The organism is Alphaproteobacteria bacterium US3C007 (genome assembly GCA_034423775.1).
Classification (GTDB): domain Bacteria; phylum Pseudomonadota; class Alphaproteobacteria; order Rhodobacterales; family Rhodobacteraceae; genus Thalassovivens; species Thalassovivens spotae.
On sequence record CP139918.1, the window covers coordinates 2,139,179 to 2,152,853 of the forward strand.

16 protein-coding genes are annotated in these 13,675 nt (G+C 52.7%); 10 read left to right on the plus strand and 6 right to left on the minus strand.

Annotated features, from left to right (window positions below; genetic code table 11):
• Window positions 1-37: 37 nt before the first annotated feature.
• The 9 genes from cyoE to UM181_10305 all read left to right on the plus strand — a co-directional run bounded on the left by cyoE (window position 38) and on the right by UM181_10305 (window position 8,023).
• Window positions 38-979 carry a heme o synthase gene (gene cyoE / locus UM181_10265; protein ID WQC61716.1) on the plus strand — a complete coding sequence of 314 codons (942 nt, stop codon included), beginning with the start codon at window positions 38-40 and terminating at the stop codon, window positions 977-979.
• Window positions 976-1,137 (plus strand): hypothetical protein, encoded by a 162-nt coding sequence (locus UM181_10270; GenBank protein ID WQC61717.1) that lies wholly within the window; start codon window positions 976-978, stop codon window positions 1,135-1,137. The genes cyoE and UM181_10270 overlap by 4 nt, the downstream gene beginning before the upstream one ends.
• On the plus strand, window positions 1,137-1,712 hold the full coding sequence (locus tag UM181_10275) for a cytochrome c oxidase assembly protein (GenBank protein WQC61718.1): 576 nt from the start codon (window positions 1,137-1,139) through the stop codon (window positions 1,710-1,712). The genes UM181_10270 and UM181_10275 overlap by 1 nt, the downstream gene beginning before the upstream one ends.
• 21 nt (window positions 1,713-1,733) lie before the next feature.
• On the plus strand, window positions 1,734-2,534 hold the full coding sequence (locus UM181_10280; GenBank protein WQC61719.1) for a cytochrome c oxidase subunit 3: 801 nt from the start codon (window positions 1,734-1,736) through the stop codon (window positions 2,532-2,534).
• Between the two features lie 95 nt (window positions 2,535-2,629).
• Complete coding sequence (locus UM181_10285; GenBank protein WQC61720.1) at window positions 2,630-3,301, plus strand: SURF1 family protein; 672 nt, start codon at window positions 2,630-2,632, stop codon at window positions 3,299-3,301.
• A 5-nt stretch (window positions 3,302-3,306) separates the two neighbouring features.
• Entirely contained in the window at window positions 3,307-4,698 is a 1,392-nt protein-coding gene (thrC, locus tag UM181_10290) for a threonine synthase (protein WQC61721.1), read from the plus strand.
• A complete protein-coding gene (locus UM181_10295; protein WQC61722.1) occupies window positions 4,695-5,957 on the plus strand; it encodes a pitrilysin family protein in 1,263 nt (420 codons plus the stop codon). The genes thrC and UM181_10295 overlap by 4 nt, the downstream gene beginning before the upstream one ends.
• On the plus strand, window positions 5,957-6,541 hold the full coding sequence (locus tag UM181_10300) for a GNAT family protein (protein WQC61723.1): 585 nt from the start codon (window positions 5,957-5,959) through the stop codon (window positions 6,539-6,541). The genes UM181_10295 and UM181_10300 overlap by 1 nt, the downstream gene beginning before the upstream one ends.
• Window positions 6,542-6,598: 57 nt before the next feature.
• A complete protein-coding gene (locus UM181_10305) occupies window positions 6,599-8,023 on the plus strand; it encodes an FAD-binding oxidoreductase (protein WQC61724.1) in 1,425 nt (474 codons plus the stop codon).
• On the opposite strand, the gene UM181_10310 is transcribed toward UM181_10305, so the two are convergent.
• The 3 genes from UM181_10310 to UM181_10320 form a co-directional block, all read right to left on the minus strand.
• The gene (locus UM181_10310; protein ID WQC61725.1) at window positions 8,009-8,221 is read right to left on the minus strand and encodes a hypothetical protein; all 213 of its coding nucleotides are present in this window, start codon (window positions 8,219-8,221) and stop codon (window positions 8,009-8,011) included. The two genes, UM181_10305 and UM181_10310, sit on opposite strands and share 15 nt — an antisense overlap.
• A 37-nt stretch (window positions 8,222-8,258) precedes the next feature.
• Window positions 8,259-9,632, minus strand: a complete 1,374-nt coding sequence (gene rimO, locus UM181_10315) for a 30S ribosomal protein S12 methylthiotransferase RimO (GenBank protein WQC61726.1) — start codon at window positions 9,630-9,632, stop codon at window positions 8,259-8,261.
• Window positions 9,633-9,803: 171 nt separating this feature from the next.
• Window positions 9,804-10,352 (minus strand): GcrA family cell cycle regulator, encoded by a 549-nt coding sequence (locus tag UM181_10320; protein ID WQC61727.1) that lies wholly within the window; start codon window positions 10,350-10,352, stop codon window positions 9,804-9,806.
• A 122-nt stretch (window positions 10,353-10,474) separates the two neighbouring features.
• On the opposite strand from UM181_10320, the gene UM181_10325 reads away from it, so the two are divergent.
• On the plus strand, window positions 10,475-11,278 hold the full coding sequence (locus UM181_10325) for an ABC transporter permease (GenBank protein WQC61728.1): 804 nt from the start codon (window positions 10,475-10,477) through the stop codon (window positions 11,276-11,278).
• Here the strand turns inward: UM181_10325 and UM181_10330 are convergent.
• The 3 genes from UM181_10330 to UM181_10340 are packed head-to-tail and all read right to left on the minus strand — an operon-like array spanning window position 11,268 to window position 13,636.
• Complete coding sequence (locus tag UM181_10330) at window positions 11,268-11,963, minus strand: CDP-alcohol phosphatidyltransferase family protein (GenBank protein WQC61729.1); 696 nt, start codon at window positions 11,961-11,963, stop codon at window positions 11,268-11,270. The two genes, UM181_10325 and UM181_10330, sit on opposite strands and share 11 nt — an antisense overlap.
• Window positions 11,964-12,002: 39 nt before the next feature.
• Window positions 12,003-12,926, minus strand: a complete 924-nt coding sequence (locus UM181_10335; protein WQC61730.1) for a tyrosine recombinase XerC — start codon at window positions 12,924-12,926, stop codon at window positions 12,003-12,005.
• The gene (locus tag UM181_10340) at window positions 12,923-13,636 is read right to left on the minus strand and encodes a DUF484 family protein (GenBank protein WQC61731.1); all 714 of its coding nucleotides are present in this window, start codon (window positions 13,634-13,636) and stop codon (window positions 12,923-12,925) included. Before UM181_10340 ends, UM181_10335 begins: the two co-directional genes overlap by 4 nt.
• Window positions 13,637-13,675: the final 39 nt, after the last annotated feature.

The window sequence follows — 13,675 nt, forward strand, 5'->3', positions numbered from 1 at the left end:
AGCCGAGCCGGCGCATAATAATGGAAATGAGCTTTTAATGACCGACGCAACACTCGACGCCCCGCAAAATGAAATGGAAGCCAGCTTTGGCGACTACTTCGCGTTGCTCAAGCCACGGGTTATGATTTTGGTGGTGTTTACGGCTTTGGTCGGGTTGCTTGCAGCCCCCGTGCCGCTACACTGGGTGGTGGCGTTTGCTTCTATTCTGTTCATTGCTGTCGGGGGCGGGGCCTCCGGTGCGTTAAATATGTGGTGGGATGCCGATATTGATCGGGTGATGCGGCGCACCCAAAAGCGTCCGATCCCTTCTGGCCGTGTAAGCGCAGAGGAAGCCAAAATTCTGGGCTTTGCACTGGCAGGATTTTCAGTTGTTATGCTGGCGTTGGCGGCCAATCTATTCGCAGCCGCGCTGCTGGCATTCACAATTTTCTTCTATTTGGTGATCTACACAATCTGGTTGAAACGCTGGACTCCGCAAAACATCGTGATTGGTGGTGCGGCAGGGGCGTTTCCGCCGATGATCGGTTGGGCCTGCGCAACGGGGTCGGTCTCGATTGAAAGCGTTTTGATGTTCGCGTTGATCTTTATGTGGACGCCGCCGCATTTCTGGGCATTGGCCCTGTTCATGCGCAATGATTATGATGCGGCAGACGTGCCTATGCTGACGGTAACGCATGGCCGTCGGGTTACGCGTAGCCATATCCTGGCTTACACCGTTTTGCTCGCGATTTTGGCGATTGCAGCGGGATTTACCAGCATTGGCGGCGCTGTGTATCTGTTGGTGGCGGTGGTTTTGAACGGCGCGTTTTTGATCGGAGCTTGGAAAATTTGGCGCCGCGATGAGGAGGAGAGCGAGCTTGACAATTTCTTGGCCGAGCGCAAGTTTTTCAAACTTTCTCTGATATATCTGTTTGCCCATTTTGGGGCAATTTTGCTTGAAGCCGTTCTATCTCGGGTTGGCTTAGGATTGTGGTCATGAGCTTTCAAAAAGAACATGAGCTGCACAAACGCCGGTTCGGGCGGAATTTGGGCGTTGGCCTTATTCTGGTAGCCTGCGTGGTTTTGGTTTTTGGGTTGACGGTCGCAAAAGTCACGCGCGGAGATTTTGAACGCGCCACCGCCCAAATGGATCAATAATGTCGTCCCGGGCCTATCAAAAAACCGCATCAAAAGCCGTGGCGCTTGTGGTGGTTATGGGGTCGTTGGCTTGGGCATCGGTGCCGTTTTATGATTGGTTTTGCCGCACAACGGGCTTTGGCGGCGTGCCCAGCATCGTTGAGGCAGATTCTGAAGTGATCTTAGAGCGCACGATGAAGGTGCGGTTTGATGCTTCCTTGGAACGCGGCATGCCGTGGGAGTTTACGCCGGTTGAGCGCGAAATGGAGCTTAGGATCGGTGAAACGGGCTTGGCATTCTATGAAGCTTATAACCCAACCGACCGGCCCGTTGCCGGATCTGCCAGTTACAATGTTACCCCATATGAGGCGGGTGGGTTTTTCAATAAGATCGCTTGTTTTTGCTTTGAAGAGCAAATTTTGCAGCCTGGGGAACGGGTGCAAATGCCGGTAACTTTTTATATTGATCCGGAACTGGCAGAGGATCGAGATGCGCAATTTACAAAGGTGATCACTCTGTCTTATACGTTTTATGAAATTGATCTGCCGTTAGGCTCTGCGTCTATAGGAAATGATCAGCCACAACCTGTTTATTAAGAAGGCCAACGAGGGAACCCTATGGCACACGCAAAAAATCACGATTATCACATCCTTAACCCCTCTTTATGGCCGCTTATTGGCGCCCTGTTTGGGTTCATCATGCTTTTTGGAGCGGTGTTGTTCTTTCATGACAAAGGCCCTTATTTGCTGCTTATCGGCTTTGTTGGCGTTATATACGTAATGTACGGATGGTGGGCCGAAACGGTCGCCGAGAATAAAGAAGGCGATCACACACCCGTCGTGCTGATCGGCCTGCGGTACGGTTTCATTTTGTTTATCATGTCAGAGGTGATGTTTTTCTTGGCGTGGTTCTGGACGTTTTTCAAACACGCAATGTACCCGATGGGTGAAATGAGCCCAATCGTTGATGGGGTCTGGCCGCCGGTTGGTATTGAAACCTTTGACCCTTGGCACCTGCCGCTGATCAACACGCTGATCTTGTTATGTTCAGGCGCGGCTGCGACTTGGGCGCACCATGCTTTGGTCCATGAGGATAACCGTGAAGATGTGAAAATGGGCCTGATCATCTCAATTGCGCTGGGCGCCATCTTTACCGTGTTTCAAATTTACGAATATAGCCATGCTGCCTTTGGCTTTGCTGGTAATATTTATGGCGCGAGCTTCTTCATGGCCACCGGCTTCCATGGTTTTCACGTCTTGGTCGGAACGATCTTCTTGTTCATCTGCCTGCTGCGGGTGCGGCGGGGCCATTTCAGCGTTGAATCCCATTTGGGGTTTGAAGCCGCCGCATGGTATTGGCATTTTGTAGACGTAGTGTGGCTGTTTTTATTCGCTGCAATCTATGTGTGGGGCGGGTAAGCTCTACCAATAGCGGAGCTAATACAGCTTGATAAACTGAATAAAAGCGCGCGCATGTCGGGCGCTTTTATCTTTAAAAGAGCAGGGTTTAAGGTGTGAAACGGGTTTTATTTGCTGTCTTTTCAATTGCCGGCACAGCCGTTTTAGGATGGCTTGGCAATTGGCAGTTGGACCGTCTTGCCTGGAAACAAACGGTGCTTGAGCAGATAGATCAGCGTATCGCCGCGCCGGCTGTGCCGGTGCCGCTAACACCGGTTCCCTCTGAAGATACGTATTTGCCGGTCTTCGCTGAGGGGCGGTTTGGGCAAGAGTATATCCGCGTTCTGGTCAGTCAGAAGCGCATCGGAGCTGGCTATCGCGTGATCTCGGCTTTTAAAATAGAGGGGCGTCGTATTCTGGTGGATCGCGGTTTTATCGATTTGTCCAAGAGCTCGGATATGCAAGCAGATCAAGCGGTGGTGGTGCAGGGCAACTTGCATTGGCCAGATGAGGTAGATGGGTTTACGCCTGCGCCTGATCTTGAGAAGAATATCTGGTTTGCCCGCGATGTGCGCGCGTTATCAGAGGCGTTACAAACGCAGCCTATTTTAATCGTGGCATCACAAATTTCCCCTCCAGATCAGAATATAAAGCCTTTAGAAATTGACTCTTCAGCGATTCCGAATGATCACCTGCAATATGCGGTGACTTGGTTCTCCTTGGCCGCTATTTGGATTATGATGTCAGGTGCGTTCTTATGGCGTTCGCGAAAAAAGAAAAAAGGCTAAAGCATATGCAGTATATTTCAACGCGGGGCACAGCACCGGTTCTGAGCTTTGAAGAAGCGATGCTCACGGGGTTGGCGCGCGACGGTGGATTATATTTACCCGAAACGGTTCCGCAGCTATCGAAGGATGAGATTGGCGCAATGGCAGGCCTGTCTTATGAGGAGATTGCGTTTCGAGTGATGCAGCCCTTCTTGGGTAATGCTTTCTCTGAGGATGAGTTTAAACAAATAATTGGCAAAGCTTATGCAGGGTTTCAGCATGCGGCCAAGGCCCCTTTGGTACAATTAGACAGCAATCACTTTCTTCTCGAGCTGTTTCACGGCCCAACATTGGCCTTCAAAGATTTCGCGATGCAATTGATCGGGCAATTGTTCCAACTATCCTTGCAGCGCCGCGGCGAGCGGGTAACGATTGTTGGGGCCACAAGCGGCGATACCGGTAGCGCGGCGATTGAGGCATTCCGCGGGCTTGCCGGCGTAGATGTGTTTATTCTGTATCCTCATGGCCGGGTGTCTGATGTGCAGCGTCGCCAAATGAGCACGCCAAGCGAGGGCAATGTGCATGCGATTGCGGTTGACGGTGATTTTGACGATTGTCAGGCACGCGTGAAAGATATGTTTAACGATTTTGAATTTCGCGATTCTGTGCGTTTGGCAGGGGTGAACTCGATCAACTGGGCGCGTGTCTTGGCACAAGCGGTCTATTATTTTTCTTCCGCGGTGGCTTTGGGCGCGCCGGCTCGTCAGGTTAGCTTCACGGTTCCAACGGGTAATTTTGGTGATATTTTTGCGGGCTTTATTGCCAAAAGAATGGGGTTGCCGATTGACAAATTGATTGTCGCAACAAACCAGAATGACATTTTGCATCGGTGCCTGACGCAGGGCGCGTATAAAACCAGCGGCGTTTTGCCGTCGATCAGCCCCTCAATGGATATTCAAGTGAGCTCGAATTTTGAACGGCTCTTGTTTGAGGCTTATGGCCGGGATGGGGCCGCAGTCAGCGGTTTGATGGCGGCGCTGAAAGCCGAGGGTGGTTTCAGCCTGTCTCAAGGGGTTTTGGAAATGCTGCAACGCGACTTTCAATCGGGACGCTGCAGTGAAGAGCAGACCCGCGCGCAAATTGAGCAAACCTTGAAAGGATCGGGCGAACTGCTTTGCCCGCATTCGGCGATTGGCGTGCATGTGGCCGAGCAACAAATACAGCCCGAGACGCCGATGATCACTTTGGCCACGGCGCATCCGGCGAAATTTCCAGACGCGGTTCAATCCGCTACGGGCCTGCGCCCTGATTTGCCGCCCCATATGGCGGATCTCTTCGAGCGCCCCGAGCGGATTGCCCGGGTTGCCAATGATTTGGGCGCGCTGAAACAGTTTATCAAAGAACGGATATCACTTTGACGGTTCAACACACCACGCTTGCGAATGGCTTTCAAATCGTTACCGAGCCTATGGCCGGGCTGCAATCGGCCTCGATCGGAATATGGGTTCAGGCGGGCGGGCGCCACGAAACCTTGGATCAAAATGGCTTGGCGCATTTCCTAGAACATATGGCGTTTAAGGGCACAAAAACCCGTAGCGCGTTATCCATTGCCGAAGCCATCGAAGACGTGGGCGGGTTTATCAATGCTTATACCTCGCGCGAGGTCACGGCCTATTACGCGCGGGTTTTGCAAAATGATGTGCCCATGGCCTTTGATATTTTGGCAGATATTTTACAAAATTCGATTCTGGATGCCAAAGAAATCGAGATAGAGCGCGGGGTGATTTTGCAAGAGATCGGGCAATCGCTTGACACGCCCGATGACGTGATTTTTGATTGGTTGCAAGAAACTGCCTATCCAAATCAAGCTTTGGGTCGCAGTATTTTAGGTCCAAGCGCGCAAATCACCGGTGTTCAGCGCGAAGATTTGGTGTCGTTTATTTCGCAGCATTACAGCCCCGACCGGATGATCCTTGCGGCGGCTGGTGCTGTTGATCACGATCAATTGGTGCGCATGGCAGAGGCGAGTTTTGGCGCAGTGGCGAAAATAACCTCAGATGCGTTTACGCCTGCGCGCTTCCAAGCGGGTGATCTGCGGCGGGAGAAAAAGCTTGAGCAAGCGCATATCGCGCTGGCCTTTGAAAGCCCCAATTATCTGGATAAACAAATCCATACCGCGCAAATCTATGCGCTGGCGCTTGGGGGTGGTATGTCCTCGCGGCTGTTCCAGAAAATTCGTGAGAATCTGGGCCTGTGCTATACAATTTTTGCGCAGGCTGGTGCCTATAGTGATACGGGCATGACCACGATTTACGCGGGCACCAGCGCCGAGCAATTGCCCGATCTGGCAACTTTAACGATTGATGAGTTGAAACGCGCGGCAGAGGATATAAGCGCGGCAGAGCTTGATCGGGCAAGAGCGCAAATGAAGGCCGGTATGTTGATGGGGCTGGAAAGCGCGTCAAATCGCGCCGAGCGTCTGGCCAGAATGGTACAGATTTGGGGCTATGTGCCCAGTTTGGATGAAACCGTTGCACGTATTGATGCCGTTGGACTTGCCGATTTGAAAGCCTATGCAGAACATATGGCGGTGGCGGCGCCGGCAGCGCTTGCGCTTTACGGGCCGGTGGCAAAGGCGCCAAGCTTTGATGTGCTTGAGAAGCGGCGCGCTGCCTAATGTTGTTCAAGCGGCGCAGTGTTTCGATCCTGACCGCGCGATTGAGCCTGCGCCTTCCTGAACATCGTGACTTTCGAGAATGGGCAAAACTGCGCCATCAGAGCAGAGCTTTCTTATCGCCTTGGGAGCCCATTTGGGCGGCTGACCATCTGTCGCGTGCATCTTTTACCAATCGTGTTTATTGGTCGCAGCGGGCGGTAAAAAATGGCAATGCCGTGCCGCTTTTTGTCTTTCATAAAGAGGCGGGGCAGTTGGTTGGAGCCATCACTTTGGATAATATTCGCCGCGGCCCGTCTCAGGTGGGCACGATCGGGTATTGGGTGGGGCAGCAATATGCCCGGCAAGGCTTTATGAGCGAAGCCATTATTGCGATGGTTGCGCATGCGTTCGGGGCCTTGGATTTAAGCCGGGTTGAAAGCGCATGTTTGCCCGATAATGTTGCCTCGCGCGGCGTGCTGGAAAAAGCCGGGTTTAAATATGAAGGGGTTGCGCAATCCTATATTCAGATCAATGGGCGCTGGCGGAACCATGTGCTATATGCCGCGTTGCGCGGCGATCGGCGCGGGCGCAGCAGCGCGGGTTAAGCTGGCGGCTGGCGCTATGCGCGCTATCTGTAGGAAAGCCAGCAAAAAGGAATGAAAATGCAATTGAACCCGGCCGATCACGGTTTTCTTGAAACATTATGCGCGGCGCTGCCTGCGCATTTGTTCCGGCAGGCTGAGCCGCGGCATTTAGAGGAACCTCGTGGCCGTTGGGCCGGGCAGGCTGCGATTGTGGCCATGCCAGAAACCACCGAGCAGGTGAGCGCTGTGATCGCGGCGGCGCATCGATCGCGCGTGGGCGTTGTTCCCTTTGGAGGCGGCACGGGTCTGGTTGGCGGCCAAGTCAAAGGCGAAGGCCCGGCGCCTTTGATTCTGTCGCTTGAACGGATGGATGCTATCCGCTCGATCTATCCTGAAGAAAATATCTTGGTTGTCGAGGCGGGCGCGATCCTTGCAGATATTCAAGCCGCAGCGGCGGCGCAGGAGCGGTTGTTTCCCTTGTCATTGGCGTCTGAGGGGTCATCGCGCATCGGTGGCAATTTGGCCACCAACGCGGGCGGCGTGAATGTTTTGCGCTATGGAAATGCGCGCAATCTGTGCATTGGGATCGAAGCGGTGCTGCCCGATGGGCAGATCTATCAGGGCCTGACGCGGCTCTATAAAGACAATACGGGCTATGATCTGCGCAATCTTTTGATTGGCTCAGAAGGCAGCTTGGGGATAATCACCGCAGCCGCGTTAAAACTGAGCCCTCTGCCGCGCATGCTGGGCACAGCGATACTCACCGTGCCATCACCCGCCGCTGCGTTACGCTTGTTATCTTTGGCCCGCGCTCAAATCGGAGAGGGGCTCAGCGCGTTTGAATTGATGCACCGGCAGGGTTTGGATTTTTTGTCAGAGCATTTGCCTGACGTGCGCCAGCCTTTCAAGGTTGCGCCTGAATGGATGGTACTGATTGATTTGGGGCTCAGCGCGCGCGAAGATCCCCAGCAAATACTTAGCGATTTATTCGAATGCGCGTGCGACCAAGGATTGGTGCAGGATGGGATGATCGCGCAATCTGAAGCGCAACGCGCGGATTTTTGGGCGGTTCGCGAGCGGATGCCCGAGGCCAATCGGTTGGTTGGCGCGGTGTCAAATCATGATATTAGCTTGCCATTATCCGCTTTGCCCGCATTCATCGAAGCGGCCAACCAAACGATTGCCCGTATTGGTCCGTTCCGGGTGAATTGCTTTGGCCATTTGGGGGATGGAAATTTACATTACAACGTTTTTCCAGATTCGGGAAAAACGCGGCAAGATTATGAAGATCTACGTCCGCGCATCAAAACTGATCTACATGATCTTGTGCATGAAATGCACGGCTCGGTCAGCGCCGAGCATGGCATTGGCCGACTGAAGATTGAAGATTTGGAACGCTATGGTGACCCAGCTAAGTTGGCGGCCATGCGCGCTATAAAAACCGCGCTGGACCCCCATGGTATTATGAATCCAGGCGCGGTGTTGCGGTTAAAGACCCTTTAGCACATCCTTTGAAAGCGGCTTGGTCTTTGCCAAGCCTAGAACAAGATTGCCCTGCTGCAGGTCTTTTAAGCTGGCGCCGCCGGTGCGGCGATTCCCATGGCGCGCAAGCGGCTGAGGGTCGGCTTTGTATCGAATGGTGTTGGGCGCCGTGCGCCGAGTAAGGCCAGTTTGCTTGCGCGAAGAGCCAGGTGAAAGCATTATCTCACACCAGCCGCTTTTTGCGCCGCCTTTCAGATTAAGGCTTTATCCGCTGGCCCCAAAGATCATACGCGCCCGCCTCATCCACTTTTACCGTGATAATATCGCCAATAGTTAAATCTTCAAAATTTGAATCTATAAACAAATTCCCATCAATTTCAGGCGCGTCTGCCATTGTGCGACAGGTTGCGGCCTCATCATCAACGTCATCCACGATAACCTGCAGCTTCTGGCCCAATTTTTTAGCCAATTTGGCTTCTGAAATCTGTTGTGCCTTTTGCATGAACCGTTCCCAGCGGTTTTGTTTAACCTCTTCGGGCAGATGATCGGGCAAGGCGGTTGCGCGGGCGCCGGCGACATTTTCATATGTGAAGCAGCCAACGCGGTCGAGTTGTGCGACCTCTAACCACTCCAGTAGAGTTTGAAATTCGGCCTCGGTTTCACCGGGATAGCCAACAATAAAAGTAGAGCGCAGGGTGATCTCTGGGCATATATCGCGCCATGCGGCGATTTCATCTAATGTTTTGGTGGCCGCTGCCGGCCGCGCCATACGCCTTAAAGTCTCTGGATGGGCGTGCTGGAATGGAATATCCAGATAAGGCAGGATCACGCCCTCTGCCATCAGCGGAATTAAATCACGCACGAACGGGTAGGGATAAACGTAATGCAAGCGCACCCAAGCCCCCAAACTGCCTAAATCGCGGGCTAAATCTACGATATGTGCACGATGGCCCTTGGCTTCGGCATGTTTGATATCCACGCCATAGGCTGAGGTGTCTTGCGAAATAACCAAAAGCTCTTTTACGCCATTTGACACCAGTTTTTCCGCCTCGCGCAAAATAGCATGGGCTGGACGGCTTTGAAGCTTTCCGCGCATATCTGGGATAATGCAAAATTTGCAGCGATGATTGCAGCCTTCGGAAATTTTGAGATAGCTATAATGCCGAGGCGTTAGGCTGATATTGGCAGCCGGCAACAAATCTATAAACGGATCGGGTTTTGCCGGCACCGCCTGATGAACCGCATCCAAAACCTGCTCATATTGGTGGGGGCCGGTCACCGCTAAAACGCTGGGATGCGCCCCCGAAATATATTCAGGATTGGCCCCAAGACAGCCTGTTACGATCACTTTGCCATTTTCGTTTAAGGCTTCTCCGATCGCCTCAAGGCTTTCAGCTTTGGCGCTGTCCAAAAATCCGCAGGTGTTTACAATCACCGCGTCAGCTCCGGAATAATCGGGGGACACGCCATAGCCCTCGGCTCTCAATCGGGTCAGGATCCGTTCGCTATCAACGAGTGCTTTTGGACAGCCAAGGGACACCATACCGATGGTCGGTTGACCATCGCGAAGATTTTTTTGCAGCTTTGCACGGGCCAGATCAGGCCGCAGGGACGGGGGATTTACAGACATAACGCGCCTATAGCCTATGGCAGCGGGCTTGAAAAGCTGACTTAGACATTGCGCTGATGCTAAGTGATGAAATCTCTGCGCCGACCGCCTCTAAACGGCGGTGCTTATCACGCGTTCAGCCTGTGAAAGCTCATGCTTTTCCTGCGTCGCCAAAGGTGGCAAAAAGCGGGCTTAGCGCCGCCGATCTCTGCGCGTGCTGAGCGGCTGAAACGCCACGCCAACATGCGCTTCACAATAAGGTTTCCCGGTTTGGGTGGGCAGGCCGCAAAACCAGAAATCTGAGGTGGCAGGATCGCCAATGGGCCATTTGCACGTACGCTCGGTCAGCTCCATCAGAGATATCTTTTTCGATTTCTTTTCAACTTCCGATACTTTTGCCAAAGCTTCCGGGCTGATTTCATTGGCAGAGGGTTGCGGTGGTAAAGGCTGACCGGCCGGAATGATCTGCCGGCGCGCCGGCGAAATCGGGGCTTTGGCTTCAGGCTCTTTGATCGCAGCTTCGCTCGGCGCTGCAGATTTCACCTCTTCCTTGGAGGCTGATTTTACTTTGGCTTCCGGCTTGGCGGTGGTTGTGGCGCGGTTCGAGAGTCCCAACCGGTGTACTTTGCCAATCACAGCATTGCGCGTGACACCACCCAATTCTTTTGCTATCTGGCTGGCCGATTGGCCTTCGCCCCACATTTTAGTCAGCAGCTCTACCCGCTCATCAGTCCACGACATCGGTTTTTCCTATGCAAAAAGCGGCCATAATCTGGGGCCGCCCTTAAAAATTCAACAAGCCCCTATTCTAAGCATTGGGTCCCGAGTTACAAGGCATCAGAATCAAAGATTGAGGCGTTTACATGCAGATTGACAATAAAATTGGCGTCCGGCGCTTTGGTTTGGTGAATTGGATCGGGGTTGCGACGCTGGTGAAACGTGAGATTATGCGCTTTCTGGCCGTCTGGAACCAAACCATCGCAGCGCCCATGGTGACATCTGGTTTGTTTCTGTTGATTTTCAACATTGCGGTTGGCCCCAATCGTGGCCTGGTGATGGGGTATTCTTATATTATCTTTATGGTGCCGGGGATTGTGATGATGAGTATTATCCAAAACGCGTTTGCCAATACCTCATCCTCGATTATGACATCTAAAATTCAGGGCAATATTGTCGATACGCTTATGCCGCCGCTGTCAGCGGGGGAAATGCTAGCAGGCTATGTGCTTGGCGGGATTGCCCGGGGTCTGTTTGTGGCGATTGGGCTGTGGGTTGGATGCGCGTTTGTGCTGGGTATTAAGGTGGCGCATCCGCTTTTGGCGCTGGCGTTCACCATTTCAGGCGCGGGTTTTTTGGCATCCTTGGGATTGCTTGCGGGTATTTATGCGCAGAAATACGATCAGATGTCGGCGATTACAAATTTCATTATCACCCCATTGGCTTTTTTGTCGGGCAGTTTTTATTCGATCACTGCCTTGCCCGAAGTTTTGCAAAAAATTGCTTTATTCAATCCAATTTTTTACCTGATTGATGGCCTGCGCTTTTCGGTTTTAGGGGTGTCTGATACCCCCGTTTTACCGGGCTTGATGATTTCGCTGATATGTTTTTTTGCCACGGGCTTTGTGGCCTGGTGGATGTTGCTGCGCGGGTACCGCCTTAAGCCTTAGAGCCCGGGATGATTTGCTGAAACAATCCCGCCGTTACAAGGTACATTGATGTGACAATCAGCCCCCAATGGGCCCAGCTTTGGGGGTGAAAATCCACCCAAGCGGCCCATCCTGCGAAAATAACCCACGCCATCGCCATTGGAAGCGTAACCGCCCGCCAGCGCACCGTGCGCACGGGATGCACAAATTTGACCGGTAAAAACATCGATATAGCCAAGAGGCTGATCAGCGCCAGAATAAACCAAAAGTTTGGAGAGAGCGCGAATAAGACGATCACCACCATATTCCAGCAGCCCGGAAACCCGTGAAAGCTATTATCTTTGGTTTTCATATTGCCATCGCAGAAATACATGGCCGAAGCGAACGTGATGATAATGATCGCGATCCAGCCCGTCCACCCTGGCAAAAGCCCCGATTTAAACAGCGCAAAGGCCGGGATGAAAACATAGGTCAAATAATCGATAATCAGATCCAGAAGCACCCCGTCAAAGCGCGCAGCATTGGTTTTAACGTCATATTTGCGCGCTAAGGGCCCATCGACCCCATCCACAAAAAAGGCGACGATTAACCATAAAAACATCAGGCTCCATTTTGCGTCAGCAGCCGCCAGCATGGCCAGCATTGCAAAAACAGCGCCCGTGGCGGTGAATAAATGGACGCTCAGCGCCTTTGTTTCTTTTGTCATAGATCCGTCATGGCCCAGTTTCAGCAGGAATGCAAATTTCTATTCTGCCTTGGGATGGGTTTGCGAATAGACGTCCATCAGGCGGGCCGTATCAACCGCTGTGTAGGCCTGCGTGGTCGATAAGCTGGCATGTCCAAGCAGCTCTTGAATGCTGCGCAAATCTGCGCCCGCGCTAAGAAGGTGGGTGGCAAAACTATGGCGCATCGCATGGGGTGTGGCATTGGCCGGCAGCCCCAATTGCAAGCGCGCTTGCTGAACCGTTTTTTGCACCAGCCTAGGGTTTAGCGGGCCGCCGCGCGCGCCTCGAAAAATTTGATCCTGCGGCGATAAAGGAAACGGGCAGAGATGAAGGTAGCGCGCCACCGCCTCTGCAATCAGGGGTAAAATCGGTACGAGTCGTTCTTTACCGCCCTTGCCGGTGATCTTCACACTATTGCCAAGAGGGGTAGAGCGGGCCCGCAAATCTAACGCCTCTGATATGCGCAAACCACAGCCGTATAGCAGGCTTACAATGGCCAAGTCGCGCGCGGCTATCCATGGCTCAAGGCTTTGCTGGGGAACGGTTTCTAACATTTGCAAGGCGCCTTCCTCGGATAGCGGGCGCGGTATTTTTGATTGGAATTTTGGCGCTTTAAAGGCCAGCACAATGCTGGGGTCAAAATGCTCTCTTTGCGCGAGCCAGCGATAATAGCTTTTAAGCGAGGAAAGTTTTCTGGCGATTGAGCGACTGCTCAGCTCGTCTTTGCGCAGCTTGGCCATCCAGGCGCGCAAATCGCCGACGCGTATATGCGCCAGCGATTTAACCGCGTGTCCGTTTTTTAAATGAGCCGACATAAAGCCAAGGTAATCCAACAGGTCACGCTCATAAGCGCTGACTGTATGAACCGAAAGGTTCTCCAAGGCGGCTTTCGTTGAAAGCCACTCATGCAATGAAGTGAGGATCGCGGGTGACAGCGGGCTCATGAAAGCCAGCGTATCATCATTCTTTCAAAAACATTGCCAAAAAATGACAGCAATTCAGTGCCCTGCTGAGCGGTGAAAAGATAAGGGTCTTCAGCCCCCAAAACCAGCATTCCAGGCAATCTGCCCGGCCCCATATCTAATGGCAGCGCCGCTTCAGAGCGAATGAATTTTGCCGCTGTGCCAAAGACTTGCTCAGAGCCGCGATGAACTTGCCGCAAAAGAATATCTGAGGCGGGGGCATTGCGCCCTTGCGACAGATAAATATCAACAAAGCCCGGCGCCACTAAGGTTATAGTGTCGTTATATTGTTCAAGCGCATTGCGCGCTGGTCCGTCATTCTGGCGGGTTTCTAAGACCATCCTGAGCGACTGAACGCGCAGAATATGTGACACATCACCGGTGATCGCTTCCATGAAGGCGGCAAAATCAGGTGCTTCTAACAATCGTAAAACAGCGCGCTGAATTTGATTCGTACCCGCCATATTCTCATAAGCGGCTGCAATCACGCCGCGATGGGTATTTTCCAACCGGTCAAGGCGGCTTTCCAAACGATCCATCGCGACCCCGCGCAGGTCAACAATATTAGCACCCATGGCGGTTTCATTGGCTGCAATCAGCGCCTGCATAACATCAGGATCGTCCAGAATCACACCTGGGCGATCAATAATTTTTTGCCTTAATATGCTGTCTATTTTTGACGTTACGCGCATCTCGTTCTGGCCATTCTACCAATTTGAGATTGAACGATA

Coding starts and splice junctions, on each gene's coding strand:
- cyoE (WQC61716.1), top strand. CDS start 38: ATGACCGACGCAACACTCGACGCCCCGCAAAATGAAATGGAAGCCAGC.
- UM181_10270 (WQC61717.1), top strand. CDS start 976: ATGAGCTTTCAAAAAGAACATGAGCTGCACAAACGCCGGTTCGGGCGG.
- UM181_10275 (WQC61718.1), top strand. CDS start 1,137: ATGTCGTCCCGGGCCTATCAAAAAACCGCATCAAAAGCCGTGGCGCTT.
- UM181_10280 (WQC61719.1), top strand. CDS start 1,734: ATGGCACACGCAAAAAATCACGATTATCACATCCTTAACCCCTCTTTA.
- thrC (WQC61721.1), top strand. CDS start 3,307: ATGCAGTATATTTCAACGCGGGGCACAGCACCGGTTCTGAGCTTTGAA.
- UM181_10300 (WQC61723.1), top strand. CDS start 5,957: ATGTTGTTCAAGCGGCGCAGTGTTTCGATCCTGACCGCGCGATTGAGC.
- UM181_10305 (WQC61724.1), top strand. CDS start 6,599: ATGCAATTGAACCCGGCCGATCACGGTTTTCTTGAAACATTATGCGCG.
- UM181_10310 (WQC61725.1), bottom strand. CDS start 8,221: ATGCTTTCACCTGGCTCTTCGCGCAAGCAAACTGGCCTTACTCGGCGC.
- rimO (WQC61726.1), bottom strand. CDS start 9,632: ATGTCTGTAAATCCCCCGTCCCTGCGGCCTGATCTGGCCCGTGCAAAG.
- UM181_10320 (WQC61727.1), bottom strand. CDS start 10,352: ATGTCGTGGACTGATGAGCGGGTAGAGCTGCTGACTAAAATGTGGGGC.
- UM181_10325 (WQC61728.1), top strand. CDS start 10,475: ATGCAGATTGACAATAAAATTGGCGTCCGGCGCTTTGGTTTGGTGAAT.
- UM181_10330 (WQC61729.1), bottom strand. CDS start 11,963: ATGACAAAAGAAACAAAGGCGCTGAGCGTCCATTTATTCACCGCCACG.
- UM181_10335 (WQC61730.1), bottom strand. CDS start 12,926: ATGAGCCCGCTGTCACCCGCGATCCTCACTTCATTGCATGAGTGGCTT.
- UM181_10340 (WQC61731.1), bottom strand. CDS start 13,636: ATGCGCGTAACGTCAAAAATAGACAGCATATTAAGGCAAAAAATTATT.